We start from the raw sequence: 25808 nt of genomic DNA, 5'->3' as shown, positions 1-25808 counted from the left end.
GTCGAAAGTGGCGTACAGATACCTAGCCGGACTTGCTCAGGGTTTGACCTCTTCAGGCATTACATCCGAACCACCCTGTACGTATCAATCGCGCGCCTGAGCGACGATTGCAAAGTTGCCCGGGGCTTTCTCCAGCAATCCAAGGAATCTCACCAGATCCACCGTGCTGCCATCGACTTTCAAGTCTTTGGAGGTGAGCGCGTCCTTGAACCCCGCCGTACCGCCCAGCAGTTGCACAAAAAGATCCTTGGTGACGCTCAACGTGGCGTTGGCATTGCTGGCCGGTGCGCCCCGGCGATAGTGCAGCACGGCGTTCTCGATCCACAGCACGAACGATTCCTTCGTATCGGTCAGTTGCAGGTTGAAGGTCCAGTTCTTGCCGTCGGCGGCCGGGCCGTTGAGGCTGGCGGCCATGGCTTCGAGGAAGCGTTCGGTGGGCGTCTGCTTCATCAGCTCGATGAGATCCGAGCGGCGCACGCCTTTTTCCGGCGGGCCGTTGCGCAGTTCCTGGGCGGCGGTCAGGTAGCTGTTGCGCCAGGTGGCCGATTCCGACTGATAACCCAGCTGTTCATAGGTCCTGGCCAGCAGTTCCTTGGCGGCCTTGTCGCCGGGCTGGTCGAGGACGGCTTGATCCAGCAGCTCGGCCACCCAGCGGTATTCGCCTTTGTCATAGGCCACGCGTGCGGCTTCGAGCACTTTGGCGCTGCCGCCCATCAACTCGACGTAGCGCCTGGCGGACTCTCTGGGAGGCAGCGGGTTCAGATGCGCCGGGTTGCCATCGTAGGCGCCGAGGTACATCTGGTAGATCGCCTTGACGTTGTGTCGCACGTCGCCGTAATAGCCGCGGGTGCCGAAGTACGAGGCTAGCGAGTCGGGCAACTGGATCTTCTCGGCGATCTCGTCGGGCGTGTAGCCGGCATTCATCAGTCGCACGGTCTGGTCGTGCATATACTTGTAGACGTCGCGGTGCTTGGTGATGAACTCGCGGATTCGCTCATTGCCCCAGATCGGCCAGTTGTGCTGGCCGAAATAGACTTCGGTGTCGCCCAGTTCATCGAGGGCGACCTGGGCGTAGTCGGACCAGAGCAACGCGTCGCGCACCTTGGCACCACGGATCGGCAACAGATTGTGCATGGTCTGCGCCAGCAGCTCGGCACCGCCGTAGGCTTTGCGTTCGGGGATGGAGAAAGTCAGCTCGGCCGGGGCCTCAGCGCCGGGAATGTTGTGGAACACGAAGGTCACTCCGTCGATCACCAGTTCCTGCGTCGGCTGATCGATGATCTGCGTCGGCGCCAGAATGCCGATGCTGCCGTAGGCGACGTTTTTGCCCAGCCCGGTATCCACCATGCCGGTGGCGCCCGGCGCCAGGTTCTTGCCGAACTGATACATCGAACGGCGCGACATCGCAGGTCCCGCCAACACGTTTTCGCTGGTGGCTTCCTCCATGAAACCGACAGGGGCCACCACGGGAATCTTGCGCTCGGCCACTTCGGCGACCGAGGTGATGCCCAGTACTCCGCCGAAGTGGTCGGCGTGGTCATGGGTGAAGATAACGGCGGTAACGGGCTTGGCGCCGAGTTGCTCGCGGGCAAAGGCGAGGGCAGCGGCGGCGGTTTCCTTCGAGGTTAGTGGATCGACCACGATCCACCCGGTCTGGCCCTCGATCAGCGTCATGTTGGCGATGTCGAAGCCGCGCAACTGGTAGATGCCGTCGGTGACTTTGAACAGACCGATCTGGGCATTGAGCATTGCGTGGCGCCAAAGGCTCGGATTGACGGTCGCGGGCGCCTTGCCTTCGACGAATCTGAACGCATCGAAATCGATCAGCACAGAGCCGTCGGAGCCGAGGATCTGGCCTGTCGGGCGGGCGACGAATCCGCGCTGGGCGTCAGTCATGTCCCGAGTGTCGTTGAGGTCCAGGCCCTTGATTGATGCCTCTATCACCGCCGCAGTGGCGGGCGTCGCTTCGCCGCTGGCAACGCTGGGTGGTTTGTCACAGCCGGCGAGGGAAACCAGCGTCAGGGCAATCAGTGTGTGAAAGGTCGGTCTCATTCTTGTTGTTCTCCGATGATCGATTTATCAGAGAGTAGGGAGCCAGGCGCGATGTATCCAATGCATTGTTTACATCCGGACAATGCGTGGCTAGCATCGGCCAGATGGACCTCAAACGACTGACACACCTGCTGGCCCTTGCCGATGAACGCCATTTCGGCCGCGCTGCCGAACGCGTGCACCTGAGCCAGCCGGCCCTGAGCCGCAGCATCCAGGCGCTTGAAAGCGAAACCGGCCAACGCCTGTTCGATCGGGACAGCGGCGACGTGCGCCCGACGCCGGCAGGGGAGTTTCTGATCGAGCGGGCGCGACGGTTGCTGTTCGATGCACGCTCGCTGGAGCGGGACCTGGCGCTTTACGGCGATGGCCGGCTCGGCAATCTCGCGTTCGGCGTCGGGCCGTTTCCGGCGGCGATGTTGATGCATCAGGTGGTGCCTCGGTTGCGCCGGGAATATCCGCAAGTCAGCCTGCGGGTAGAGATCAATAACTGGCAGATTCTTGAAGCCCGTTTGCGGGATGAAACGATCGAGTTTTTCGTCGCGGACATTCGCAACTTCTCGGCCGCCACCGATCTGCTGATCCGTTCGCTGGGACAGGCCTCGGCGGGGTTCTTCGTCCGGCCACAACACCCGTTGGCCGGGCGCCTGGTGACGATGAGAGACCTGGAAAAGTACGGCATCGCCACGACGCGCCTGCCGGCCGTGGTGAAGGAGGAGACTGCGCATACCCTGGGCATTTCCGCTCGCCAGGCCTTGCCGCTTGCGCTGGAGTGCGACGATGTGGCGTTGCTCAGGACGGTGGCTTGCTCGACCGATACCATCCTCGGCGTGATTCACGGCGCCGTGGCGGAAGACCTGCACAGCGGCAATCTGATCGAATTGCAGGTCGTGGACCGGCCCGGATTGCACTCCGAAATCGGTGTCGTCAGCCTGCCCAACAGAAGCCTGTCACCGACCGCTCGCTGCGTGATCGACGCCATCGTCGACGAGATGGTGCAACGCAATATCTCGACCTGACCGGCGCTCCGGTCGGCGGCCAAAACGCCAAAGCACAAGACTTCCCGCTCAAAAACCGGATAATGGCGGCCATTCTGTTCAGCTCGCTATTCTGGTAGTTCCCCATGGAAATCAAGGTCAACTTTCTCGACAACCTTCGACTTGAAGCCAAGTTCGACGACTTCACGGTGGTGGCCGACCAACCGATCCGCTACAAGGGCGACGGCTCGGCACCGGGTCCGTTCGACTACTTCCTGGCTTCGTCGGCGCTGTGTGCGGCGTACTTCGTGAAGCTGTATTGCGAAACCCGCAATATCCCGACCGATAACATCCGCCTGTCGCAGAACAACATCGTTGACCCGGAGAACCGCTACAACCAGATCTTCAAGATTCAGGTCGAGTTGCCGGCAGACATCTCCGACAAGGACCGCCAGGGCATCCTGCGCTCCATCGACCGCTGCACCGTGAAGAAGGTGGTGCAGGCCGGTCCCGAGTTCGTCATTGAAGAAGTGGAAAACCTCGACGCCGACGCCCAGGCCTTGCTGATGCCGGGCGCGAACTCCAGCGCGAGTACCTACATTCCGGGCAAGGATCTGCCGCTGGAGCAGACCATCGCCAACATGTCGGGCATCCTCGCCGACCTCGGCATGAAGATCGAAATCGCCTCTTGGCGCAACATCGTGCCCAATGTGTGGTCGCTGCACATTCGCGACGCGCACTCGCCGATGTGTTTCACCAACGGCAAAGGCTCGACCAAGGAAGGCGCGCTGGCGTCGGCATTGGGCGAGTTCATCGAGCGCCTGAACTGCAACTTCTTCTACAACGATCAGTTCTGGGGTCTGGACCTGGCCAATGCGCCGTTCGTGCACTATCCGGACGAGCGCTGGTTCAAGCCGGGCAGCAATGACGAGCTGCCGAGCGAAATCCTCGATCCGTACTGCCTGAAGATCTACAACCGCGACGGCGAGCTGCGCGGTTCGCACCTGATCGACACCAACTCGGGCAATGAAGAGCGCGGCATCGTTTCGCTGCCGTTCGTGCGTCAGTCGGACGGCGAGGTGGTGTACTTCCCGTCGAACCTGATCGAAAACCTGTACCTGAGCAACGGCATGAGCGCCGGCAACACCCTGGCCGAAGCCCAGGTGCAGTGCCTGTCGGAAATCTTCGAGCGTGCGGTGAAGCGCGAAATCATCGAAGGTGAATTCGCGTTGCCGGACGTGCCGCAGGAAGTATTGGCCAAGTACCCGGCGATCATGGCCGGCATTCAAGGCCTGGAAGCCCAGGGTTTCCCGGTGCTGGTGAAGGATGCGTCGCTGGGCGGCGAATTCCCGGTGATGTGCGTCACGCTGATGAACCCGCGCACCGGCGGTGTGTTCGCTTCGTTCGGCGCACACCCGAGCTTCGAAGTGGCGCTGGAGCGCAGCCTGACCGAGTTGTTGCAAGGCCGCAGCTTCGAAGGCCTGAACGATCTGCCGCAGCCGACCTTCGAAGGGCAGGCGGTCACTGAACCGAACAACTTCGTTGAGCATTTCATCGACTCCAGCGGCGTGGTGTCGTGGCGCTTCTTCAGTGCTCAGGCGGAATACGAGTTCGTAGAGTGGGACTTCACCGGCCAGGGTGAAAACTCCAACGTCGAAGAGGCCGAAACTCTGTTCGGCATCCTCAAGGGCATGGGCAAGGAATCGTACATGGCGGTGTACGAGCACATCGGCGCCACTGCTTGCCGCATCCTGGTGCCGGATTACTCGGAAATCTACCCGGTGGACGACCTGATCTGGGACAACACCAACAAGGCGCTGTTCTTCCGCGAAGACATCCTCAACCTGCATCGCTTGAACGAAGAGGAACTCCAGTCCCTGGTCGAGCGTCTGGTGGAAAGCGAACTGGACGACTACACCGACATCACCACGCTGATCGGCATCGAGTTCGACGACAACACCGTGTGGGGTCAACTGACGATCCTGGAACTGAAACTGCTGATCTGGCTCGCCCTGGGACAAGTCGAGGAGGCTAAAGAAGCGGTGGAGATGTTCCTTCAGTACAACGACAACACCGTCGAGCGCGGTCTGTTCTATCAGGCCGTCAACGGGGTGCTGGAGATGCAATTGGACGAAGACCTGGAGCTGGCCGACTACGAAGCCAACTTCCGCCGCATGTTCGGCAACGAGCGGATGGACGCCGCGATCGGCTCGGTGGACGGCAGCGTACGCTTCTACGGCTTGACGCCGACCAGCATGAAGCTGGAAGGTCTCGACCGCCATCTGCGACTGATCGACAGCTACAAGAAACTGCACACGGCCCGGGCCAATGTGACGGCTTCGGTTCGCTGACCGCGCTGACAACAAAAAGCACCTCCGGGTGCTTTTTTTGTTTTTAATGGTCAGCTATCAGTCAGGAGCTCTGCAATGGATCTGAAGTTCAGTCACGTCGATGTACTGGTCAACAACCTCGAAGAAGCCTTCGCCTACTACGCGCAGATCCTGAAAGCCAGAATCTCCAGAACCCTCGTCTGGGGGCGGGGCGGTCTGCACGTTCGCTATGCGGTTGCGCTGATCGGCCAGGAGCGTTTCATGCTGGTCCAGCCATTGGCGGGCAACCTCAAGGAGCTGCTGGATTCGTCGGGGGAGGGGATGATCTATCGCCATTGCTATTCGACGCCGGACATCGAGAAAGCCTATGACGAACTGGTAGTCGCCGGCGTGCAGCCCGAAGACGAAAACGGACAGCCATTGGAGCGCGCCAACCTGCAATCACCGTCCGGGACACGCATCATCTGGCTGCCCAAGCGCTTCGGACATTTTTCTATCGAAATTCTTGAAGAGCAGACGCTGGAGGCGTTCATCACATCTGCATTTGCCTGAGTTTTTTAATGGGGACAGATTTATTTTCATGATGAATCTGTCCCTATTGAAGTCCGTGATGCATCCGATTGCGCGCCTGCTCCGTACATTCAGCACCCTCATTCGGAGGGGCGAAGAATTCAGGAGACACACCATGCACTCGCTCATCAAACGCATTGCCATTGCCTGCTTCACATTGCTCTGCCTTGGCGCAGGATCGAGTTTTGCCGCTGACTCCGTGATGGTCGGCGGTGCAGCCATGTACCCGAACAAGACCATCGTTGAAAACGCCGTCAACTCGAAGGATCACACGACGCTCGTTGCAGCGGTCAAGGCGGCCGGGCTGGTTGACACCCTCAACAGCAAGGGGCCGTTCACGGTCTTCGCGCCGACCAATGAAGCCTTCGCCAAGTTGCCCGCCGGCACCGTCGATACGCTCGTCAAACCGGAGCACAAGGCCGACCTGACCACGATCCTCACCTACCACGTCATTGCCGGCACTCACACGGCAAAACAACTGATGGATGACGCCAAGATGCACGGCGGCAAAGTCATGCTCAAAACCGTTCAGGGCGAATCCCTGACCGTCATGCTGCACGACGGCAAATTGTGGGTGGTGGACGCCAAAGGCGCGAAGGCAGCGATCACCATTGCGGACGTGATGCAGTCCAATGGTGTGATTCATGTAGTGGATACGGTGCTGATGCCGAAGTAGTCTTTTTATTGGGGACAGATCTATTTTTAAATAAATCTGTCCCCAATAAGGGGCTTGGAATTGGCCAGTGTGCCCTCATAACAAGGGTTACCTCCAACATCCCCGAGGGGAAGGACAGACCATGACCAGCCAAACCGAAACTGCCATCCTCGCCGGCGGCTGCTTCTGGGGCATGCAGGATCTGCTGCGGCGTTACCCCGGCGTCCTGCAGACGCGCGTCGGTTATTCCGGTGGCGATGTGCCGAATGCCACCTACCGTAATCATGGCAACCATGCTGAAGCCATCGAAATTGTCTTCGATCCTGCCGTTATCAGCTATCGGCAGATCCTGGAGTTCTTCTTTCAGATCCATGATCCCACCACGCCCAACCGTCAGGGCAATGACATTGGTCCCAGCTATCGTTCGGCGATCTATTACCTCAACGAACAGCAACGCGATGTCGCTGAAGAAACTGCTGCCGATGTCGATGCTTCCCGCTTGTGGCCAGGGCGAGTGGTGACCGAAATCGAACCGGCCGGGCCGTTCTGGGAGGCGGAGCCGGAGCACCAGGATTACCTGGAGAGGATTCCGAATGGCTACACCTGCCACTTCATACGCCCGAACTGGAAGCTTCCAAAACGGGCCTGAGATTCAGTAGCAACCTTGTGAAAAAGGAAAACCGGTCTGTTTTTATGAAAAACAGACCGGTTCTTTTTTGTTCGATATGCGGCCTTATGTCGCTCAGGCGCAGAGCGTGCCGAGCGCCGGGTTTCAAGACTTTGTTCGGGAAGATACTTTCACCAAAGGCTGACGCGATCGTGTTGCCGGGCCATGACGATCTGCAGCGGTCATAAACTGAAATGTCTGCGTCAGTTGTGGATTGATTACAGGGCATTTCAAAGAGCGGATTCTGGCACAAGATAGCTATCCCGCATCTTGTCCAAAGGGGCAGTTTTCCTGCGTGCTTGCGTAAATCCCAAGGCGACGATGTTTTTCACTGCGCTGTTCCCGCATTGCATCGACCAGGGCGCGACGCTGTTGCCACAGTTCCTGATCCTGACGTCGATTTTCATGGCGCTGTCGGTGACGTCCCTGACGCTTTACGCTGCGCTCGCATCCCGGGCCAAAGGCGTGTCGACCCGTCCGGCTTTTTCCCGTTGGGTCAGCCGGGTGGTGGGGTCGACGTTCATCGGCTTCGGCGCAGCGATCCTGACCATGCGCCGGCAGGCTGCCTGAGGGGCAGCCTCTATCTCTAACGTCAGCGGGTCATAAAGCTTCGAATCGCCTGAGTGGTTTCCACCGGTGCTTCTTCCATCAGCCAGTGGCCCGCTTTGGCAATCACCACTTCGGTGACGTTGTCGGCGGCGTTGCGCATCACGATCGCTTCGTTGTTGCCGAAGGACTTTTCACCACCGACGGCCAGGACCGGCATCGTCAGCCTGTTCTTTGACGACGCTTCGTTGTCTACCGCGTCCTGGCGAATGGCGCGGAACTGAGCGAAGGCAGCGTGCATCGCGCCGGGGCGGGCATAGAGTTTGGCGTAATGCTGGCGTGTGGCTTCGTCGACTTTTTTCGGGTCGCCGGCGAACTCGTTCCAGAAACGATCCAGGTAAATGCGCTCACGGCCGGCGACCAGTCGCTCCATGTCCGGGCCTCCAAAATCGAAGTGCCAGAGCATCGGCGAGCGAACGATGTCGTTCCACGGTGCAATGCCCGGAACGGGCGCATCCATCACTACCAGGCGATCGGTCTGTTGCGGATACCGCGAGGCATAGGCGAACGCGACCATAGTGCCGATGTCGTGACCGATGACGACCGAGTGTTCAATGCCCAGCGAAGCGAGCACGGCGCGGATGTCTCCCGCCTGGTTCTTCTTTTCATAGCCACCGTCGGGAATCGACGACAACCCCATCCCGCGCAGATCAGGGATCACCACGGTGTGATCCTTCGCCAGATCGGTGGCAAGTGGCACCCACATGTCCCCGGTATCACCAAAACCATGCAACAACACCACGGCCGGACCTTTGCCGCCGATGCGCGTGTGGATCTTCGCGCCGTCCACGGCAATGTCTTGTGTGCGGAACGAAGCGGGGAACGGTTTTACGTCAGCATGTGCCGGAGCACTCAGGGCCACCAGCAAGGAGGCGGTCAGCAAGGCGCGGATCATCACGGAGACTCCAGAAGAGGTAGTGGATGGAGCGTAGACCGCTTTTAGAACCCCGTCTTTTAGCGTTGAGTGTTTTGCACGGGAGTCTGCCTCTGGCTGACTTGAGGCGTGGTGCAAAGCCTGTCGAGAAAGGTCGAAATCTGCCGTTTGTCACGCAATTGCACCACCGGAATTTCTGGCCCGATTGACTGGCGCACGTTGTCGATACCCGGGCGGTAATCCCGGTCAAAGGTCCATACGAACTTCAGAAACGTCAGGAATTTCCGATCGATTTTTTCTCTGCAGCCTGTCGCGAGATCCGGGCGAGGGTGGATTTGCCGCTGCCTGCGTTGCCCAGAATCACAATCCGTTGCATGGGGACGTCCTGTCAAAAAAAGCCGGTAATTGTGCAGGTTCCGGATGTTCAATCAATGCGGATTCAGTCGTATTTCTTGCCTGACCCGCCGATATCAGGGAAGCTCCCGCGAATCTGTCTCGGGCAAGTCGGCTGGACGATCGAATCGTTAGGGAAGCGTTGCATGGCGTTCAAGGTGTTGGTGGTCGGTGGGTATGGAAACTTCGGCAGCATCGTCTGCCGGCATCTGGCGTCGATGCCCGATGTTGATCTGGCGATCTCGGGTCGCGATCCGCACAAGTTGCTGCGCAAGGTCGAGGCGTTGCAAGCCGCTTCAGGAAAAACCTGCGCCAGTTGGTGCGGCGATGCCATGGGGCCCGGGTTCCAGTCTGCATTGGGCTCGATGGGGATTGAGTTGGTCATCCACACCGGCGGCCCGTTTCAGGGGCAGTCCTATGCGGTTGCCGAAAGCTGCATCGAGGCCGGGGTTGACTATTGCGACCTGTCCGACTGCCGAACCTTCGTCAACGGTATCGCTGTACTCGATGCGCGCGCGAAAGAGGCGGGCGTGGCGATTCTCAGTGGTTGCAGTTCGGTGCCGACCCTGTCTTCGGCCATCATCGATCAGCAGCGCAATCGCTTTCAGCGCATCGATTCGATCGAACATGGCATTTCCTCTTCCGCGAAGATGCCGGGGCTGTCTACCGTCGAAGGTGTGCTTGCCTACGCGGGCAAGCCGATCAAGCAACTCAAGGATGGTCGGGTTCACGAGGTGCCGGGCTGGCAGGATCTGACGTTGCGCAAAATGCCGCACCTGGGCACTCGCTTGCTGGCCAATGTCGACGTGCCGGATATGGATATTTTCGCCGGCCGTTATGGCGCCCGGACACTCAGCTTCAAGGCCGGTGCTGGTCTCAAGCTTGGCGGTGTCGCCAATGCCTTGTTTGCCCAGGCCCAGAAGAAGGGGCTGATTCGCGACCATACCCCTTGGGCCGCACGACTGCATCGCCTGGGCACCTGGTTCGAGCGGCTCGGCGATGGCAAAAGCGCGATGTACATCGACGTGCAAGGTAGTGGGGTTGAAGGGCAACCGCTGTCCATGACCGCTCAGCTGACGGCATGGAATGACAAGGGCCCGGAAATCCCGAGCTGCGCCGCTGTTGCCCTGGCCGCCAAAATGGCCCAAGGCTATGTGCCTGAATCCGGGGCCCGGCCCTGCGTCGGCGAAATCACCGTCGACGAATACATGGCCGCGATCAACGACCCTGAAAACCTCAGCCTGTCCGTGAGTTTCTCTGACGGGCAGAACTGAACATGCTTTATCTGTGCCTCAAGTACATTCATGTGATCGCCGCGGTCTTCCTGTTCGGATTCGGCATGGGCTCCTACCTTTACCTGATCGCTGCCAGCCGCACCGCCAACCCTCAGGTGATCGCTCACGTGGCGAAAATGGTCGTGCGCTTCGACGCCTGGATCACCACCCCGGCAGGCTTCATTCAGATCGCATCGGGCTATGGGCTGATCAAGCTGGCCGGCCTTCCGTTGACCACGGAATGGGTGCTGACGTCGTTGATCATCTTTCTTTGCGTAGGATCGCTCTGGCTGCCGGTGCTGGTGCTGCAGAAGCGCTTGTACGTGATGGCTTCGAATGCGGTCGAGACCGGAGGAGGGCTTGCGGATGAGTACCGCTCGGTCTACCAGAAATGGTTCTTGATGGGGGTGGCCGGTTTTCTGGGGATGTTCGTGATCGTCTTGATGATGGTGACGAAGATGACGCCCATGCAGGTAGCCGGACTGCTGCTGTAGCGGGGCGGTGGCATATAGGCCGGCGGCCCGACGCGATGCATCGGGCCGCGGCGACATCGTGATTTAAACAGTCACGACAATCTTTCCGACCTGCTGGTTGGCCTCAAGAAAGCGATGCGCCTCTTGAATGTCCTCGAGGGCGAACGTCTTCGCGATGATCGGTTGCAGCGCGCCCGATGCGAGACCGTCGCTGATGAACGCCTTCGCCCGGGCCAGCGCCGCAGGATCCGCGACGACCTCCGCGTAAAGGTAGCCCTTGAGGGTCAGGCATTTACCCAGCACGGTGAACAGCGGGAACGGCGTGGGTTCCGGGCTCAAAGCGCCGTACTCAAGCAGAATGCCGCCCCTGGCCATGCTCTGGGTGAGCTGTTCAAAAGCGGGGCCGCCGATCGGATCGAACACCACGCGTGCGCCCTGGCCATCGGTCAGGGCCATGACGGTGGCGACGATATCCTCTTCATCGCTGACGATGACGTGCGCGGCGCCGGCGTCCAGTAAGGCTTGCTTCTTGGCGCGGGTGCGGGTCACGGCGATCGAAGTCGCGCCGACCATTCGGGCAATCTGGAAGGCCGCCAGGCCGACGCTGCTGGAGGCGGCGGTGACCAGCACAAAATCGTTCTTCGTCAGCTTGGCCTGTTCGACCAGCGCGCCCCACGCGGTGACGTATTGCATCCAGGAAGCTGCAGCCTGCTCGAAGGACAGGTTCGACGGGTGTTTGACCGTCAGCTCGGCGGGCACGTTGGCCAGTTCGCCGTAGGTGCCCCATTTGGCGATGTCCAGCGGCGGAATCAGGCTGACTGCATCGCCGACCTTGAACTCGCTGACACCTGCGCCGACGGCAGCCACCACACCGGCGGCTTCATAACCGAGGCGGCTGGGAAATTGCGCTTCCTGCAGATAAGCGTGATTGCGGAACATGACCTCGGCCCGATTCAACCCGAAGGCCTTGACCTCGATTTGCACCTCGCCGGGTGCCGGAGCCGGAATATCGACCGATTCCAGTTTCAAAACGCTTGCGTCGCCGTATTCATGAATCCTGACAATGCGTGCCATGGTTACCTCTTCTGTGATCAATGAGGCCGGTGTGGCCGGCCTGAATTCGCGCCTGTTGCAGTTGCGCGCGTCGTTGCCATGGCCGTCAATTTAGGCTTTGGCCCGGGTCGGATAAAGACCTACGATAGCGCAACACTAGAAACACAGGGTTTCCAATGGATCGCCTCACATTGATGGCCGTCTTCGTCAAAGCGGTGGAGCTTGGCTCCTTCAGCGCGGTGGCCGATGAGCTCAATCTGTCTCCGCAACTGGTCGGCAAACAGGTCAAGATGCTTGAGCAGCATCTGGGTGTCTCGCTGCTCAATCGCACCACCCGCAAACAGAGCCTGACCGACTTCGGCCGCACCTTCTATCAAAGGGCGAAGCTGATCCTGGCCGACATGGACGCCGCCGAAGAAATGGCCGCGATGACCCGAGGCGTGCCCAGTGGCCGGCTCAGAATCAACGCACCGGTCACCTTTGGCGTCAGCACGCTGGCGCCTCGACTGCTGGAGTACATGGTCAGGTATCCGCAGGTGTCGGTGGATTTGACCCTGTCCAACGAGCTCGTTGACCTGCTGGAGGGCGGGTATGACGTGGTGTTTCGAATCGGTGAGCTGTCTGACAGCGGTCTGAAGGCATTGCCTTTGAAGCCATATCAAATGGTGCTGTGCGCGGCGCCTGCCTATCTGGCCAGGCGTCCACCGATTACGACCCCGCTGGATTTGCAGGAACATGAATGCCTGGCGTTCGCCTATTCCGACGGTCGCTCCCACATTCGCCTCGAAGGGCCGGACGGTTGCATCGACGTGCCGATTAAAAGCAGATTGACGATCAATCAGGCCGACCCGTTGCTGTCGGCGGCGGTGGCCGGGCTGGGTGTGGTGCTGCTGCCGCTGGAGCTGGTCAAGGATGCGCTGAGAAGCGGAACGCTGGTCGGGCTGTTGCCGGACTACAACGTTCCGGTTTCCCCGATGAATCTTCTGTATGCCCCGGACCCTCGGTTGACGCCCAAGCTGCGAAGCTTCGTGGATTTTGCGAGGGCTGTGTTTGGCGCGGGTGCGTGAAGGAAGATTGTGGCCGTCATTTCTGATTTTCTGGCTGGCTTGTAGCCCATTGCTCCCTGGTCAACCCGTAACACTTGCACCAGGCCGGTGTCGTGGACAGCGTCAGTTCGGCATCATACAAGTGCACCGCACCGATCTTCATGGCGGCTTTTTGTGAGCGGATGTTCGACGGGGCGATGTGGAGATAGACCGTGTCGTATGCCTTGAAGGCGTGTTCCAGCATCAGTTGCTTCAGTTCGCGATTGGTCTCGCCACCCCATTTCGCCCGCACCAGAAAGGTATATCCGATGGCGATACTGTCCGGCAGGTCGGGCGGTGTGTAGTAACTCGACATGCCCACGATCAGCCCCGTGTCGATATCGATGACGGCCAGGGTTTTACCGGTGGCCAGCCGCGCGGCGAAGTACGTTTCGAATACCGGCCGCTCATGGCGGTCGCTGGCGGGGTGGCCCGCCCAGATCTGCGGGTCCGAGGCCGCCAGAAACGGACCTTCAAAATCGTTTTCGGTCAGAGGCCTGAGCCTCAGCGTGCTCCCGCATACGTGATAAGGGGACTGATTTATTTCAGGAACCGATCCGAAAACCCTCTGGCCAGCCTCACCACAGCAACGCTTCAACTTCATCAAATTTACCGGCGACCCTCAAAAAGGTATCCGCCCATCCGCTGCTCATGCCGAGTTCCTGCAACGGTCCGGTCGGTGCGAACAACACGGCGACCTTCAACCGCTCCGGCAAGGTGCCAGCCTTTAAGGAGTGAATCAGGGCTTGCAGTTCTGTTTTCGCATCGAGCTCATCAGCCCAGGACGACCAGCAGAAGTCGTTATCCGGAATCGACACCAACTCGATAACGGCCTCAAGTATGAGGATGAGTGATTCGATATCGGACTCACACTGGGTGGGTCCTTGGAGTAAACGACGCAGGTGACGGGTTTCCATGGGGCATTCCAGATACGGTTTCTAAGTTAAATGAGGCAGGTATTGATTGTGCGAGCCGCACATCCTGTGTCGACTCAACGCCCGAATCAAACCAGATTGGGCCGCAACTCGTGCACCAGATCAATCAGCGCACGCAACCGCGCCGGCACGAAGCGATGGCCCGAGTAATAAAGCCTCAACCCGCCAAACGACGGACACCACGGCATCAGCACCGGCACCAGTGCGCCGCTGGCCAGTTCTTCCTGGATGAACCACTCGGAAATGAAACCGATGCCCAGGCCCAGCACCACGGCCTGTTTGATCGCCAGCAACTCGTTGAACACGAAACGGGTCGGCAGATCCATTTGCAATTTCTCGCCGTCGCGCTCCAGCTCCCAGTGATAGAGGCCGCCGTGGGCCATGCGCATGCCGATGCTCTGGTGGGTGAGCAGATCCCGTGGGTGTTCGGGCACGCCATGGCGTTTGAGATACTCCGGCGTTGCCACCATGAGCATGCGGATGTCGCCTGACAGCGCCACCGCAATCATGTCTTGCGGCACGGACTCTGCCAGGCGGATCCCGGCGTCGAAGCCCCCGGCGACAATGTCGACCATGCTGGCCTCGCTGACGACGTCGATGCGCACTTCGGGATAACGTCTTGCGTACTGATTGAGCAGCGGCTCCAGCAGCAGGTACGCCGCGCCGTGCGGTGCGTTGATGCGCAGTGTGCCGCTGGGTTCATCGAGACCGACGCTGGCCTCTTCGCCGGCACTCTTGATCTGCGCCAGGGCCGGGGCGATGCGCTCCACATAGCGCTGCCCGATATCGGTGAGGGCAACGCTGCGCGTAGAGCGGTTGAACAGGCGTACCTTCAGGCGCGCTTCGAGGCCGGCCACCGCGCTGCTCACGGCGGTAGTGGACATACCCAGTTCCTGTGCCGCGCCGCGAAAACTGTTGCGTCGGGCGACGGCCAGTACCACTTCCAGCTCGGGCATTCCTGTTCTGTGCATTGATTGTCCTGAAAATAGGGATGTTTCATCAGCCAAAGGATAGCTTATCGGAACAATCAACCCTTCTTAGACTTCGCTTCATCGAGGCTCGCTTCAAGCGGGTCATTTTCAGCGAGGAGTTGCCATGCAGCGCATTGAACACATCTACATCAACGGCGAGTACGTCCTCCCACACGGTCAGGAGTGGTTCGACCTCCATAACCCCAGCACCGAAGAAGTCATCGGTCAGGTTCGATTGGGCGATGCACTGGACGCCCAGCGCGCCATCGCCGCCGCCAAGGCTGCGTTCCCGGCCTGGTCTCGCACAACGCGTGAGGAACGCATTGCCGTCCTGCAACGCATGCATAAGGCCGTGGCGGTCAGAGAGGAAGAACTGCTGGAAGCTATCCTTGAGGAGTATGGCTCGCCTGCGGTTCGCGGGCGCTGGATGGCGACGTACCCGGCGGATGTGATTGTGCAAGCGATCGAAGCGCTGGAGGCGTTCGACTTCGAAGAGCAGGCCGGTATGGCCAAGGTCATTCTGACGCCCGTGGGCGTGACCGGGCTGATCACGCCGTGGAACAGCAATGCCGGCTTCATCTGCAACAAGCTGGCCACCGCACTGGCGGCGGGCTGCACCGCCGTCATCAAGCCCAGCGAGATGAGCGCGTTGCAGACGCAGGTCGTGATCCGGGCGTTGCACGAAGCGGGGCTGCCACCGGGTGTCTTCAACATCGTCAATGGCCGAGGCGACGTGGTTGGCGAGGAGATCGCCCGGCATCCCGACGTGGCCAAAATCTCGTTCACCGGGTCGTCCGCGGTCGGTCAGCATCTGGTCAGAACCGGTGCCGACACCCTGAAACGCGTGACCCTGGAATTGGGCGGCAAGTCGCCCACCGTGGTACTCGATGACGCGGACTTCCAGGCGGTCATGCCGTTGGCACTGCACGCCGGATTCCTCAACAGCGGCCAGGCCTGCATCGCGGGCACGCGCATTCTGGTACCGCGCTCACGGCTCGCAGAGTTCGAACAGGCTGCGAAGGAGGGCGTCGCACAGTTTCAATCGGGCGATCCGCGCGACGCCGATACCGACATCGGCCCGATGGTCAGCCAGAAACAATGGGAGCGGGTGCAGCGCTACATCCGTATCGGTCAGGAGGAGGGCGCGAGGTTGCTGGCGGGTGGCGAAGGTCGTCCTGAAGGCCTGCGCGCCGGATGGTTCGTCAAACCTACGATCTTCACGGACGCCAACAACCAGATGCGCATCGCGCGAGAAGAAATCTTCGGGCCAGTGCTGACGATCATCCCTTACGAAGACGACGCCGATGCGATCCGCATCGCCAACGATACGGATTATGGGCTGAGCGCCCTGGTGCTGGGCCAGAACCCCGAACGCTGTGTGAATATCGCCCGTCAGATCGACTCGGGACGCGTACTCATCAACACCCTGGCCCACGAACCGCGCGCTCCTTTTGGCGGATTCAAACACTCGGGCCTGGGGCGCGAAATGGGCAAGTGGGGGATGAGTGCGTATTTGGAGCCGAAGACGTTGATCACCCATGACGCGGTGAAGTGACCGGATCGCGGGGATCGGAAACCGGGCGAAATTCATTCCTGGTTTCCAGCAGCGCTACGCATGATCGCCCGGGTTTGAAGTTGACCGTCCATGCTGCCCTATCGCAGCATGGCTTCTCCCGAATTCCATGCCTGGAAACTCATGTCTGAACCTTTGGATCTTGATGAATTGTTGGAACATGTCAGTGATGAAGCCTCGTTCATTCGCTTCATCAGGGCGCTGGGGGCTGATTTTGCCCACGAGCGATCATTGGAAGACCTGTCACCTTCAGCGCCCTATGGGGCAGGCGCTTCAGGGTGGGAAAACGGATCCGTTGACTCGTTCCTTGATGCGGCGGCCGCGTGGGCGGACTCGAGCAGCCGATCCTCTTCATACGAAGGTGCGGTATCGAACGTATGGCAGCGTTGCGCAGCCATTCTGCTGGCCGGAAAGTTTTATGAGTGAGCTGCCCGCGACCTTCGCGTCTGACCGGAAGAACCCCATGCCCAGAGTGTTACCGGACAGCGAACTCAACGCGTTATTGGTGGAAGCCGAAGCCAACGGTTTAACGCTCAGTGAGCTTGCCGCCACTTGCACGCAGTTCTCTATTGCACCGCGAGATCTGCTGAACGAACTCTCCATAACCATTGCCGAGGGCTATCTGGAGAGATCGCTGGACTATGAGTTTTGCGATGGTGTGATGAACGGAATCATCAATGCCGTGGTTGAGGTCGCCATGACTGAAGAAATGCCTGAGCCCGCCTTCTCGCTCTATCAGGCGTTCGATCTGGGTGAGTGGATCCGCAGTGAAGACCCGCCGGGAACAGATCCCGGTGAGAAATACGCGAGGCCAGTGGTTGAGGACATAATGCGTGCGTTGAGGGGCTGAGGTTCAGTGTCGATTCTGACGGACGACTGACGTGGAATCGGGCTTGCGCTTGCTGTCATCAGTCACACTGACTCCTCCGCCGAACACCAACGATTGCGCCCCAGCCGCTTCGCCTGATACAGGCAGGTATCTGCCGACTTCAGCAACATGGCCGGGGTCACGGCGTCGTCAACCGCATGACGGGTCGCAATGCCGGCGCTGGCGGTGACGTACCCGAGAGGATGCCCGGTGTGTTCCAGTTCCAGCAAGCGGATGGCTTGCAGGATGTCCTCGGCGACTTGAATGGCGCCGGCGTTTTCGGTGTTGGGCAGCAGCACAGTGAATTCTTCGCCGCCGTAGCGCACGGCGAGATCGCCGGGGCGTTTGACCGCTTGCTGGATTACGCGTCCGACGGCGTTCAGGCAGTCGTCGCCGGCGGCGTGGCCATAGCGGTCGTTGTAGCGTTTGAAGTGGTCGACATCGAGCATGATCAACGACAGCGACGAGCCCTGGCGCCGGGCCAGACGAATCTCGTCCGCCAGCGCATTGTCCAGGCGCCGACGGTTGCCGAGGCCGGTGAGGCTGTCAGTCAGTGCCATGTCGCGCATGGCCTGGTGGGCGGAACGGATTTCCCGTTCCATCGCGATCCGCTGACGCAGTTGGCTCAGTACGATCAGCCCGAAACCGGCGAGGAGCAGAATCAGGAAAATCAGCACGAAGCCGTTTTTCAGCAAATCCCGACGCCACGGCGCGGTGATGGAATCTTTCGACAGGCCGGCCTCCACCACCAGCGGATAGGTGGTCAGGGCGCGATAGCCGTACAGGCGCTCGGTGTCATCGACCACTGCCCGGATCTGGGCAATGCCTTCGTTGGAGGCGGGCAGGTAGGTCTTGAAGATCTCGCTATTCGCCAGGCTTTTGCCCACCACGGAGGCGATGAACGGACGGCGAACCAGAATCGTGCCGTTACGCATGGCCAGCACCAGTGCGCCTTTATCATCGATCCGGAAATCGCCGTAATAGTCGACGAAGTAACTGACCTTGACCGTCCCCAGCAGCACGCCGGCGAACGAGCCATCGGGGTTGTTCAAACGGCGGGAGATGGGAATGATCAGGTCATGGGTGGAGCGGCTCTCGACCACCTGGCCGATGCGCACTTGCCGATCCTCATGGGTGCGGTGGTACTGGAAATAATCGCGGTCGGCGTTGTTGGCCATTTCCGGGGTGACTTCTTTGTCGGTCACGATCCAGTGGCCGTCCGGCCCGTAGATGAACAGACCGTGCAACTGCGGCATGATTTTCGATTGCTGCACCAGCAGCTTGTGAATGCGCGGGACATCGAGGTTCTGCAAACCGTCACCTTCGACACGCTCGGCCAGCCCGGCGGTGACCACATCGACCTGGCGAATCGTATCTTCGGCGTGCTGGGCCGTGGCGCGGGCCAGGTTGGTCACCGAATCGCGCGCGGACGCAAAAACCGAACGATAGTCACGCCACGTCCGCCAGCTCTCGACCGCCAGAAACGCCACGACCACCACCAGCATGAAGCTTACGGTCAGTCGAAAGGTCGAACCGGCCTTCATCGCTTTGCCGGCGGGGCGCCGCGTGTCGTTCGCAGTGGGCGCTTGTGTGTTGCGTCCGAGCATCAACTTTTCCCTGGATGTCGTTCTGAACGTGTTGCTGGCGAACATTATGACAAGGATCGGCGGGAAGATCGGGACCGCAGCGTGATTGAGCCTCGCTTTGATCGGATTGTCTCGTTTGGGGTGACGGTTAAACGCTTTGCAGGTGATTTATCGCTTTCAGGCGAGTCATTAATCTGTGCCCATCTTGAGCGCAAGCGAACTTCCACAACTAAAAAGGGATTCAAAATGAGCACTGCAACCTACAACCGCCTGAACAAAGACGACGCTGTGGTTCTGCTGGTCGATCACCAGACCGGTCTGATTTCGCTGGTACAGGACTTCTCGCCGAACGAGTTCAAGAACAACGTGCTGGCACTGGCCGACCTGGCAAAATTCTTCGAGTTGCCGACCATTCTCACCACCAGTTTCGAACAAGGCCCGAACGGCCCGCTGGTGCCGGAGCTCAAGGAAATGTTCCCGGATGCGCCGTACATTGCCCGCCCGGGCCAGATCAACGCCTGGGATAACGAAGACTTCGTCAAGGCGATCAAGGCTACCGGCCGCAAGCAGATCATCATTGCCGGTGTCGTGACCGACGTATGCGTAGCGTTCCCGACCTTGTCGGCACTGGCGGAAGGGTTTGACGTGTTCGTGGTGACGGATGCCTCCGGCACCTTCAACACCACCGTGCAGCAAGCTGCGTGGAACCGCATGACCCAGGCCGGCGCACAGATGATGAACTGGTTCTCCGTGGCCTGTGAGCTGCACCGCGACTGGCGCAACGATATTGAAGGGCTGGGCAATCTGCTGTCCCAGCGGATTCCGAACTATCGCAATTTGATGAATGGGTATGCGGCGCTGACGGCGCGTCAGGGTTGATCGAGACACTGCAATAAATACAAAAGGCCTGCCTTCAAAAGCAGGCCTTTCTTCATTTTTTGAAGCACTTTGAACGTGATAGTCATTCGATGCGCTGCGCTCTATATGTTTTATAGAGCTGCTGTACCTCTGGGTTGTCGAGGTTGTCGTAGGTGATCCCTTCTTTATCCCGCCCGACCAGACCTTTTATTCCACCGATCATTTCCGGCCGTTCGTCCCTGCCGGAGATATCGAGAAGGTAGGGCTTCAGGCTCAGCTTCTTTTTGGAGCGCCACTTTTCCGCAAGATAACGCCCTTGAAATGTCATGATCTCCGATTTGTTCAGAACACCTTTCCTTTTGAGATTGACGAGTAATTGCTCAACGCCATCCAGCTCAACGACATCACCCGCCAAGCGCGTAATGGTGACCGCCATGCAGCTAATGCTGTCACGGTCAGCGGTGACATGATGTTCCTTGGCCCGCTTGCGAACCTCGGTTGCAACACTGTCAGCGGCTGGTTTAGTCATTTGGGAAACCCTTGTCTGCGTGCTCTGAACGCAGCATGGCGCCGGTTCCTCAAAAGATGAAGGATCAGAACCAAACTGCAACAAAATCCCCAAGATTGAGCTTCACATCTTTTCATCGCCAGTCGACAATGCGCGCTCTGTTCCGGGGTAGTTCAGCGGTAGAACACTCGGCTCTTAACCGGGTGGGCGCTGGTTCGAATCCAGCCCCCGGACCCATTACAACGCAGGGTCGCAAGGAAGAATGTCCAGGCACGATAGTGAATCGGATGCGTTTGTCGGGATAAATGACGGTTATGCGCACTTTCAACTATCTCGAGCGCTGACTGCCGCACGAGAAAACGACGCTGACCCACAAACGCTTGATCGGATCGAGCGTTGGCGACAGGTGGTCGGGCATCTCGTGCAGGGCAGCGCGCTGTACGGTTCACGCAAACCGTTTGCGGATTTACCCGAATGGGTCACGTTGGAGGTGGCCACTGGCGGCTTTGCCACTGGCAAGCTTCTGGCTGGCGGCGAGTTAACGCTTTATGAGCGCCGGTTGGCTGCATTGATCCCCGGCATTCGCGTCGGGTTTGAACGACTCGATTTAAATACCTGGCATCTTTCAGATGAGGGCGTTGGGTCGCTTCAAGCGTGTCTGGCGAAAGGGAATTATCAAATCGATGTGCCGGAAGAGGCTGCGCTGCTGACAGTTGTCTGGTTTCTGAAGCACCAGCGCATCGAGGAAGCACGAACGCTGATCGAGCAGATTGCGCCTTTTTTCGAGCGGCTGCGTTTCTTTCCGACAGTCACTGACAAACAGCCGCTCTCGATGGCTGAAGTTGAGGTTTTCAATGTCGGTTACATCAGGCCGCGCCTTTCCAAATCAACTGCGCAACCGCGTCTGGCCGTTCAAAAGCACGTTGTCGAAAACAGTTTGCCTCTCTACGACGCAGCCATCTCGCTTTTCCTTCTGACCTATCAGGAAAGCTGGCCTTGCAGGTATTACCCTGAGGGTTGGTTCGAACGTGCAATTGCGCTTGGCGCACAGTTTGATAAGACATTTGAGTCTGATCCCCGCAGTGCTGGCTCCTCCATGAACCGGGTGGTGGAGTTGCATGCATTGCTCAAGCAGTGTTCCTTTGATCCGGCATCGCTGACGGGGCGTCAAGTGGGGCGTATCCGGAAGATCGTCGATGACTTCCTGGCCAAGCATGGTCATCCAGAATCCGAAAGACACTCCCAAAAGCGAGCAAAGCAACGCGATCATGTGAAAGCGTCGGCACATCATCTGATTGCCAAGGCTGTCTCCGCGCGTCTGGCGAATTATCCAGACTCTGAAGGTATCTCTGATTTTTCCCCTCTGTTGGAACCCATCACCAATGAGGAAGCGAACCTGCATGCATTAATGGCTGGAGACGCCGTTCCCCCCTCGGTTCGTCGACGCCTCGAACGCTGTCGCAAGGGAACCGTCGCGGAGTTGATTGACCAGGGAGTGATTACATCCGGAGATACGGTGGCGCGAGTACTGCCGGCCATGACAGCGGAAATCTGTAGTGCGGGATATCGAGACGCAACGCTGAGGACATTGTCTGTCGCTACTTACCGTGCTTTCAGGCGTCGACGCTCTTTGTTGCTATTGGATATGCAACGTCAGGTGAAAATCGGAGATATTCCGTGGGTGTCTGCGCTTGAAAGTGAGTATGAAGCGAACGCATCTGCGGTCGAAGGCGCCAAACAGGCCCTGATCGAAGCGTCAGCACTGACGCTATCGGCGTTTCCACAAGCGATTATCCCGAACAAATTGCTTCAGGAATTTTCGTCCCTGGTTGAAGCGGCGAAGCTGGATCTTCCAATCGTGGAGGAAGTCGCGGCAGACATTTTCATGGGCGCTTTCTCAAGTAAATTCGTGAAGTCCGCCAGACAATCAGCCCGTATGTTGACTGGATCGCTTTACGCCCGATATTACGATATCGATACGGATCAGTTGGCAAACCTTCCCGACTCGCCGAAATCGAGGCGCACCAAATCGTATTGGCAACGTTCGACAAACAGCAGCGATGCGCTGGCCCGACTGTGCGCGCAGCGTGCAAATGTCGATATCGGTACTCGGCATCCTGCAACCAACGGCACCATTATCGAGCAGCAACAGATCGTGACAACACAGAACCTGGCAACGCTGTTTGGTGTGTTGGGACTGAGAGAGGTGTTACATGATCGCCTGAGTGCAATGGCTCAGTCGTGCTTCGAATGGGTTTGCCGTCGCCAACAGATTCAGATCCAGCTTTACCACGCACGTTTGGTCATGTTGAAAAATACGGCATATGCCTGGCGTCAGATGATGTTTTATTTGTCGATGTTGGATCCGGTTCAGTTGCAGAGTGCACTCAAGACTATTGAAATGCATTTTGCGGCCCAATCCAGTGAGTTTCGGGAAAGGTTTCTTCCGGCCATGATCGGGTTGCGTATAGCAGCATCCGGGCATCCGTTGACTGAGAGTCGCCAGAAACGCGAAGGCGGGGAGGTGTTTCTCGGATGGACCACTGAACGACACTGGCTGATGCCTTCCTGAACATTTATCGCCAAGCGAAAGGCCTGCCGTCAAAGCAGGCCTTTCGCTTTTTCAGAAACGAGCCAGCCTGTAAAGCTCGACACTCGGCAGCTCCACCCCCCGAGTCGCAGCCAGCGGCGATACCATCCGCTCAACCATCTCCGCCGTCACCGCCGCCTGAGTCAGCCCCAGATGCTGATGCCCGAAAGCGAGCAGTACCTTGCCGTCAGCTGTCTGATCGATGATCGGCAACGAGTCCGGCAGCGAAGGCCTGAACCCCATCCACGGTGTGGCCGCCTCGGCACTCAACTCCTCACGGAACAAGCCTTTGCTCAGCCGATGCAGCTGCCAGGCCCGTGCCATGGTTGGCGGTGCTTCAAGCCCGGCGAACTCGACGGTGCCCGCCAGACGCAAGCCTTCGGACATCGGCGTAATGATGAACTTGCGTTCCAGTGACGTGACGGGGAAGGGCAGCCGGTTGTGCTCCTGAGGCAGCATCAGGTGATAACCGCGCTCGGTGTCCAGCGGCACTTTCTTGCCCGTCAGCGCTTTAGTCAGCGTGGCCGAGTGAGCACCGCAGGCGATCAATACCCGACGGGCACCCAGGCTGCCTGTTCCGGTATTGAGCGAAACGCCCTGGGTATGCAGTTGCCCGCCCTCGACCCGTTGCTTCACAAACTGTACGCCGCAGGCCTTGGCGGCGCTGACCAGTTCGCACACCACCCGGTAAGGATCGATGAAGTGCCCGGTACTCGGGAAAAACAGTCCGCCCTGAAGATGTTCGCTCAGTTGCGGTGCGCTGTCCCGCACCGCAGCCGCTTGCCATAAATCGACTGGGACCTGTTGCTGACGCAAGCGCGCCTGCAACGCTTCAATGGCCGGGCGCGAATCGGGACGTTCGAACACCAGCAGCGAACCCTCCACCTTCAGCAGATCAGGTCGCTGGATGTCACCGAGCAACCGGTGCCAGGCCTCCAGCGAACTCTCATTGAGCGCTCGCAGACCTGCCACCGTGCGCTGGAACGGCGCCGAGCGCAGATTCAGCAACAGGCGAGTGAACCAGGGCAGGGCGCAGGGCAGGTATTTCCAGTCCAGGCGCAACGGCCCCATCGGGTCCATGAGCATGGCCGGCAAGCGCTTGAGGATCGACAGGTCGGCAATCGGAAAAACCTGCTCGGTGGCCAGGTGCCCGGCATTACCGAACGATGCGCCGTGGCCGGGTTCCTGCGGGTCGATCACGACCACCTGCAATCCCTGCCGCGCCAGACGCAGTGCGCAGGCAACGCCGATGATGCCCGCGCCGACCACGGCGATTTCATGGGTGAGGTTCGACATGGTTTCAGGCTTCCCTTTGGCCATCGAACAGGCGTCGCAGCGCCAGTGGATTGGCCTGTTTGAGCGCAGTTGGCAGCAAGGCGTCGGGGAAATCCTGATAGCAGACCGGGCGCAGGAAACGCAGGATCGCCGCCGTGCCGACCGACGTGGTGCGCGGGTCGGACGTGGCTGGGAACGGCCCGCCATGCACCATCGCATCGCAGACTTCGACCCCGGTCGGCCAGCCGTTTACCAGCAAGCGTCCGGCCTTGCGCTCCAGCGTCGGCAGCAGTGAACGGGCCTGATCCAGATCCTCGTCATCCAGATGCAGGGTGGCGGTCAGTTGACCTTCCAGCTGTTCCAGAACCTGGCGGATTTCATCATGGCTGGCACATTGCACGACCAGCGACGCTGCGCCAAAAGCTTCGGCGTGCAGCGCGTGATCGGCGAGAAAGTCCGCAGCATCGGCGACAAAGACATGGGCCTGACCCTGGTTCGGACCGGTCCCTCTCTGGCCGACCACTGCAAGACGTGCGCGCGGATTCTCCGCCAGGGCATTCACGCTGGACTCGTAGGCATTGAAGATACCGGGCGTGAGCATAGTCTGGGCCGGACTGCGCTGGATGAACTCGGCGGCAGCGCCAATGAAGGTGTCCAGCGTCGGTCCCTTGAGGGCGATCACCAGGCCGGGATTGGTGCAGAACTGTCCGGCACCCAGCGTGAGCGAGGCAACAAAACCTTCGGCCAGTACTTGCGGGCGATTGTGCAACGCAGCGGGAAACAACAGCACCGGGTTGATCGAACTCATTTCCGCATACACCGGAATCGGTTCGGGGCGAGCCTGAGCCGCTTTGATCAACGCGAGTCCGCCGCTGCGCGAACCAGTGAAACCGACGGCTTTGATGCGTGGATCGCTGACCAGCGCAATGCCGACTTCGCGTCCGGAACCATACAACAACGAGAACACACCCTCAGGCAGACCGCAGGCCTTGACGGCCCGAGCCACGGCGCGGCCGACCAATTCGCTGGTGCCGGGATGGGCGCCGTGGGCCTTGACGATTACCGGGCATCCGGCGGCCAGTGCTGAAGCGGTATCGCCGCCAGCGACGGAGAAGGCGAGGGGGAAATTGCTCGCGCCGAACACCGCCACCGGCCCCAGCGCAATCTGGCGTTGACGCAGATCCGAGCGCGGCATCGGCTGGCGCTGCGGCTGAGCGCTGTCGACCCGCACATCCAGCCATTCGCCGGCCCGTACGGTGCGGGCGAAAAGGCGCAATTGCTGGCAGGTACGTCCGCGTTCGCCCAACAGGCGAGGGCGCGGCAGACCGGTTTCGGCCATGGCGCGTTCGATCAACTCATCGCCGAGGGCTTCGATTTCGTTGGCAATGGTTTCGATAAATTCGGCGCGTGCGTCCAGCGCGGTTTCGCGATAACGGTCGAACGCGGCCCAGGCCAGTGCGCAGGCTTTCTCGACATGTTCGGCGGAGCCGCCGGCGTAAGCGGGCTCCAGCGGCGCGTCGGTGGCCGGGTTGATTCCCTGAATGACCTCGCGATTGCCCGAGAGGTTTTGCTGACCGATCAGCAGTTTGCCCGTAAGAGACATGGCATGTTCCTGAAAAGAAAGAAGGCCCGCCGCCG

At 59.5% G+C, this 25808-nt stretch carries 22 protein-coding genes, 1 tRNA gene and 4 pseudogenes; 15 read left to right on the top strand and 12 right to left on the bottom strand.

What is annotated here, in order from left to right:
• Positions 1-84: 84 nt before the first annotated feature.
• A complete protein-coding gene (locus CAF87_RS28345; protein ID WP_085733963.1) occupies positions 85-2052 on the bottom strand; it encodes an alkyl/aryl-sulfatase in 1968 nt (655 codons plus the stop codon).
• A gap of 86 nt (positions 2053-2138) precedes the next feature.
• Here CAF87_RS28345 and CAF87_RS28340 point away from each other — a divergent pair, with 86 nt between their 5' ends.
• The 6 genes and pseudogenes from CAF87_RS28340 to CAF87_RS28315 all read left to right on the top strand — a co-directional run.
• Positions 2139-3068, top strand: coding sequence for a LysR family transcriptional regulator (locus CAF87_RS28340; RefSeq protein WP_256576068.1), 930 nt, complete (start codon positions 2139-2141; stop codon positions 3066-3068).
• A gap of 104 nt (positions 3069-3172) precedes the next feature.
• A complete protein-coding gene (locus CAF87_RS28335; RefSeq protein ID WP_085733965.1) occupies positions 3173-5377 on the top strand; it encodes an OsmC domain/YcaO domain-containing protein in 2205 nt (734 codons plus the stop codon).
• A gap of 75 nt (positions 5378-5452) precedes the next feature.
• Positions 5453-5908 (top strand): VOC family protein, encoded by a 456-nt coding sequence (locus CAF87_RS28330; protein ID WP_085733966.1) that lies wholly within the window; start codon positions 5453-5455, stop codon positions 5906-5908.
• Positions 5909-6041: 133 nt separating this feature from the next.
• The gene (locus CAF87_RS28325; RefSeq protein ID WP_085733967.1) at positions 6042-6602 is read left to right on the top strand and encodes a fasciclin domain-containing protein; all 561 of its coding nucleotides are present in this window, start codon (positions 6042-6044) and stop codon (positions 6600-6602) included.
• Between the two features lie 121 nt (positions 6603-6723).
• Positions 6724-7230, top strand: a complete 507-nt coding sequence (msrA, locus tag CAF87_RS28320; RefSeq protein WP_085733968.1) for a peptide-methionine (S)-S-oxide reductase MsrA — start codon at positions 6724-6726, stop codon at positions 7228-7230.
• 300 nt (positions 7231-7530) lie between these two features.
• Positions 7531-7818: pseudogene (locus CAF87_RS28315) on the top strand (LysE family translocator); the annotation flags it as partial.
• Positions 7819-7840: 22 nt separating this feature from the next.
• Here the strand turns inward: CAF87_RS28315 and CAF87_RS28310 are convergent.
• Both CAF87_RS28310 and CAF87_RS29595 read right to left on the bottom strand, forming a co-directional pair.
• Complete coding sequence (locus CAF87_RS28310; RefSeq protein ID WP_085733969.1) at positions 7841-8749, bottom strand: alpha/beta fold hydrolase; 909 nt, start codon at positions 8747-8749, stop codon at positions 7841-7843.
• Between the two features lie 59 nt (positions 8750-8808).
• Positions 8809-9104, bottom strand: a pseudogene (locus CAF87_RS29595) (hypothetical protein).
• 163 nt (positions 9105-9267) lie between these two features.
• Between CAF87_RS29595 and CAF87_RS28300 the strand changes: the two are divergent.
• A complete protein-coding gene (locus CAF87_RS28300) occupies positions 9268-10395 on the top strand; it encodes a saccharopine dehydrogenase NADP-binding domain-containing protein (protein ID WP_085733970.1) in 1128 nt (375 codons plus the stop codon).
• Between the two features lie 2 nt (positions 10396-10397).
• On the top strand, positions 10398-10889 hold the full coding sequence (locus CAF87_RS28295) for a DUF2269 domain-containing protein (protein ID WP_085733971.1): 492 nt from the start codon (positions 10398-10400) through the stop codon (positions 10887-10889).
• Positions 10890-10952: 63 nt separating this feature from the next.
• Here CAF87_RS28295 and CAF87_RS28290 read toward each other — a convergent pair whose 3' ends face one another.
• Positions 10953-11942 carry a zinc-dependent alcohol dehydrogenase family protein gene (locus tag CAF87_RS28290; protein WP_085733972.1) on the bottom strand — a complete coding sequence of 330 codons (990 nt, stop codon included), beginning with the start codon at positions 11940-11942 and terminating at the stop codon, positions 10953-10955.
• 155 nt (positions 11943-12097) lie between these two features.
• Here CAF87_RS28290 and CAF87_RS28285 point away from each other — a divergent pair, with 155 nt between their 5' ends.
• Positions 12098-12988 carry a LysR family transcriptional regulator gene (locus tag CAF87_RS28285; protein WP_085733973.1) on the top strand — a complete coding sequence of 297 codons (891 nt, stop codon included), beginning with the start codon at positions 12098-12100 and terminating at the stop codon, positions 12986-12988.
• A gap of 16 nt (positions 12989-13004) precedes the next feature.
• On the opposite strand, the gene CAF87_RS28280 is transcribed toward CAF87_RS28285, so the two are convergent.
• From CAF87_RS28280 to CAF87_RS28270, 3 genes are all read right to left on the bottom strand, one after another.
• Positions 13005-13610, bottom strand: coding sequence for a GNAT family N-acetyltransferase (locus CAF87_RS28280; RefSeq protein WP_085733974.1), 606 nt, complete (start codon positions 13608-13610; stop codon positions 13005-13007).
• Positions 13585-13923 carry a hypothetical protein gene (locus CAF87_RS28275; RefSeq protein ID WP_085733975.1) on the bottom strand — a complete coding sequence of 113 codons (339 nt, stop codon included), beginning with the start codon at positions 13921-13923 and terminating at the stop codon, positions 13585-13587. The genes CAF87_RS28280 and CAF87_RS28275 overlap by 26 nt, the downstream gene beginning before the upstream one ends.
• Positions 13924-14009: 86 nt before the next feature.
• The gene (locus tag CAF87_RS28270; RefSeq protein WP_170929556.1) at positions 14010-14912 is read right to left on the bottom strand and encodes a LysR family transcriptional regulator; all 903 of its coding nucleotides are present in this window, start codon (positions 14910-14912) and stop codon (positions 14010-14012) included.
• A 124-nt stretch (positions 14913-15036) separates the two neighbouring features.
• On the opposite strand from CAF87_RS28270, the gene CAF87_RS28265 reads away from it, so the two are divergent.
• The 3 genes from CAF87_RS28265 to CAF87_RS28255 all read left to right on the top strand — a co-directional run bounded on the left by CAF87_RS28265 (position 15037) and on the right by CAF87_RS28255 (position 17335).
• Entirely contained in the window at positions 15037-16467 is a 1431-nt protein-coding gene (locus tag CAF87_RS28265) for an aldehyde dehydrogenase family protein (RefSeq protein WP_085733977.1), read from the top strand.
• A gap of 90 nt (positions 16468-16557) precedes the next feature.
• Entirely contained in the window at positions 16558-16911 is a 354-nt protein-coding gene (locus CAF87_RS28260; RefSeq protein WP_170929557.1) for a hypothetical protein, read from the top strand.
• Positions 16904-17335: a hypothetical protein gene (locus tag CAF87_RS28255; RefSeq protein ID WP_085733979.1), complete on the top strand. Its 432-nt coding sequence runs from the start codon at positions 16904-16906 to the stop codon at positions 17333-17335. Before CAF87_RS28260 ends, CAF87_RS28255 begins: the two co-directional genes overlap by 8 nt.
• A gap of 62 nt (positions 17336-17397) precedes the next feature.
• On the opposite strand, the gene CAF87_RS28250 is transcribed toward CAF87_RS28255, so the two are convergent.
• On the bottom strand, positions 17398-18960 hold the full coding sequence (locus tag CAF87_RS28250) for a sensor domain-containing diguanylate cyclase (RefSeq protein ID WP_085733980.1): 1563 nt from the start codon (positions 18958-18960) through the stop codon (positions 17398-17400).
• A 225-nt stretch (positions 18961-19185) separates the two neighbouring features.
• Here CAF87_RS28250 and ycaC point away from each other — a divergent pair, with 225 nt between their 5' ends.
• Positions 19186-19818 carry an isochorismate family cysteine hydrolase YcaC gene (gene ycaC, locus CAF87_RS28245; protein ID WP_085708478.1) on the top strand — a complete coding sequence of 211 codons (633 nt, stop codon included), beginning with the start codon at positions 19186-19188 and terminating at the stop codon, positions 19816-19818.
• A gap of 82 nt (positions 19819-19900) precedes the next feature.
• Here the strand turns inward: ycaC and CAF87_RS29385 are convergent.
• Together CAF87_RS29385 and CAF87_RS29380 are read right to left on the bottom strand one after the other, a co-directional pair.
• Positions 19901-20068 (bottom strand): annotated as a pseudogene (locus CAF87_RS29385) (cell filamentation protein Fic); the annotation flags it as partial.
• Positions 20069-20326 (bottom strand): annotated as a pseudogene (locus CAF87_RS29380) (hypothetical protein); the annotation flags it as partial.
• Positions 20327-20467: 141 nt separating this feature from the next.
• On the opposite strand from CAF87_RS29380, the gene CAF87_RS28235 reads away from it, so the two are divergent.
• A tRNA-Lys gene (locus CAF87_RS28235) sits at positions 20468-20542 on the top strand.
• Positions 20543-20567: 25 nt separating this feature from the next.
• On the top strand, positions 20568-22877 hold the full coding sequence (locus CAF87_RS28230) for a hypothetical protein (RefSeq protein WP_085733982.1): 2310 nt from the start codon (positions 20568-20570) through the stop codon (positions 22875-22877).
• 51 nt (positions 22878-22928) lie between these two features.
• Here the strand turns inward: CAF87_RS28230 and CAF87_RS28225 are convergent, their stop codons facing one another.
• Together CAF87_RS28225 and CAF87_RS28220 are read right to left on the bottom strand one after the other, a co-directional pair.
• Positions 22929-24191: an FAD-binding oxidoreductase gene (locus CAF87_RS28225; RefSeq protein WP_085733983.1), complete on the bottom strand. Its 1263-nt coding sequence runs from the start codon at positions 24189-24191 to the stop codon at positions 22929-22931.
• Between the two features lie 4 nt (positions 24192-24195).
• The gene (locus CAF87_RS28220) at positions 24196-25773 is read right to left on the bottom strand and encodes an aldehyde dehydrogenase (NADP(+)) (protein ID WP_085733984.1); all 1578 of its coding nucleotides are present in this window, start codon (positions 25771-25773) and stop codon (positions 24196-24198) included.
• Positions 25774-25808 lie beyond the last annotated feature (35 nt).

Origin of the sequence: Pseudomonas sp. R38(2017), from assembly GCF_002112395.1 — a bacterium.
In the GTDB taxonomy this organism is placed as follows: domain Bacteria; phylum Pseudomonadota; class Gammaproteobacteria; order Pseudomonadales; family Pseudomonadaceae; genus Aquipseudomonas.
The sequence above is the reverse complement of the archived record's forward strand: the minus strand, read 5'-3'. Positions and strand labels throughout refer to the sequence as shown.

Excerpts from the sequence above, each read along its gene's own strand:
- CAF87_RS28345 (WP_085733963.1), bottom strand. The coding sequence starts at position 2,052 with ATGAGACCGACCTTTCACACACTGATTGCCCTGACGCTGGTTTCCCTC.
- CAF87_RS28335 (WP_085733965.1), top strand. The coding sequence starts at position 3,173 with ATGGAAATCAAGGTCAACTTTCTCGACAACCTTCGACTTGAAGCCAAG.
- CAF87_RS28330 (WP_085733966.1), top strand. The coding sequence starts at position 5,453 with ATGGATCTGAAGTTCAGTCACGTCGATGTACTGGTCAACAACCTCGAA.
- CAF87_RS28325 (WP_085733967.1), top strand. The coding sequence starts at position 6,042 with ATGCACTCGCTCATCAAACGCATTGCCATTGCCTGCTTCACATTGCTC.
- msrA (WP_085733968.1), top strand. The coding sequence starts at position 6,724 with ATGACCAGCCAAACCGAAACTGCCATCCTCGCCGGCGGCTGCTTCTGG.
- CAF87_RS28310 (WP_085733969.1), bottom strand. The coding sequence starts at position 8,749 with ATGATCCGCGCCTTGCTGACCGCCTCCTTGCTGGTGGCCCTGAGTGCT.
- CAF87_RS28300 (WP_085733970.1), top strand. The coding sequence starts at position 9,268 with ATGGCGTTCAAGGTGTTGGTGGTCGGTGGGTATGGAAACTTCGGCAGC.
- CAF87_RS28295 (WP_085733971.1), top strand. The coding sequence starts at position 10,398 with ATGCTTTATCTGTGCCTCAAGTACATTCATGTGATCGCCGCGGTCTTC.
- CAF87_RS28290 (WP_085733972.1), bottom strand. The coding sequence starts at position 11,942 with ATGGCACGCATTGTCAGGATTCATGAATACGGCGACGCAAGCGTTTTG.
- CAF87_RS28285 (WP_085733973.1), top strand. The coding sequence starts at position 12,098 with ATGGATCGCCTCACATTGATGGCCGTCTTCGTCAAAGCGGTGGAGCTT.
- CAF87_RS28280 (WP_085733974.1), bottom strand. The coding sequence starts at position 13,610 with ATGAAGTTGAAGCGTTGCTGTGGTGAGGCTGGCCAGAGGGTTTTCGGA.
- CAF87_RS28275 (WP_085733975.1), bottom strand. The coding sequence starts at position 13,923 with ATGGAAACCCGTCACCTGCGTCGTTTACTCCAAGGACCCACCCAGTGT.
- CAF87_RS28270 (WP_170929556.1), bottom strand. The coding sequence starts at position 14,912 with ATGCACAGAACAGGAATGCCCGAGCTGGAAGTGGTACTGGCCGTCGCC.
- CAF87_RS28265 (WP_085733977.1), top strand. The coding sequence starts at position 15,037 with ATGCAGCGCATTGAACACATCTACATCAACGGCGAGTACGTCCTCCCA.
- CAF87_RS28260 (WP_170929557.1), top strand. The coding sequence starts at position 16,558 with ATGCTGCCCTATCGCAGCATGGCTTCTCCCGAATTCCATGCCTGGAAA.
- CAF87_RS28255 (WP_085733979.1), top strand. The coding sequence starts at position 16,904 with ATGAGTGAGCTGCCCGCGACCTTCGCGTCTGACCGGAAGAACCCCATG.
- CAF87_RS28250 (WP_085733980.1), bottom strand. The coding sequence starts at position 18,960 with ATGCTCGGACGCAACACACAAGCGCCCACTGCGAACGACACGCGGCGC.
- ycaC (WP_085708478.1), top strand. The coding sequence starts at position 19,186 with ATGAGCACTGCAACCTACAACCGCCTGAACAAAGACGACGCTGTGGTT.
- CAF87_RS28230 (WP_085733982.1), top strand. The coding sequence starts at position 20,568 with ATGTCCAGGCACGATAGTGAATCGGATGCGTTTGTCGGGATAAATGAC.
- CAF87_RS28225 (WP_085733983.1), bottom strand. The coding sequence starts at position 24,191 with ATGTCGAACCTCACCCATGAAATCGCCGTGGTCGGCGCGGGCATCATC.
- CAF87_RS28220 (WP_085733984.1), bottom strand. The coding sequence starts at position 25,773 with ATGTCTCTTACGGGCAAACTGCTGATCGGTCAGCAAAACCTCTCGGGC.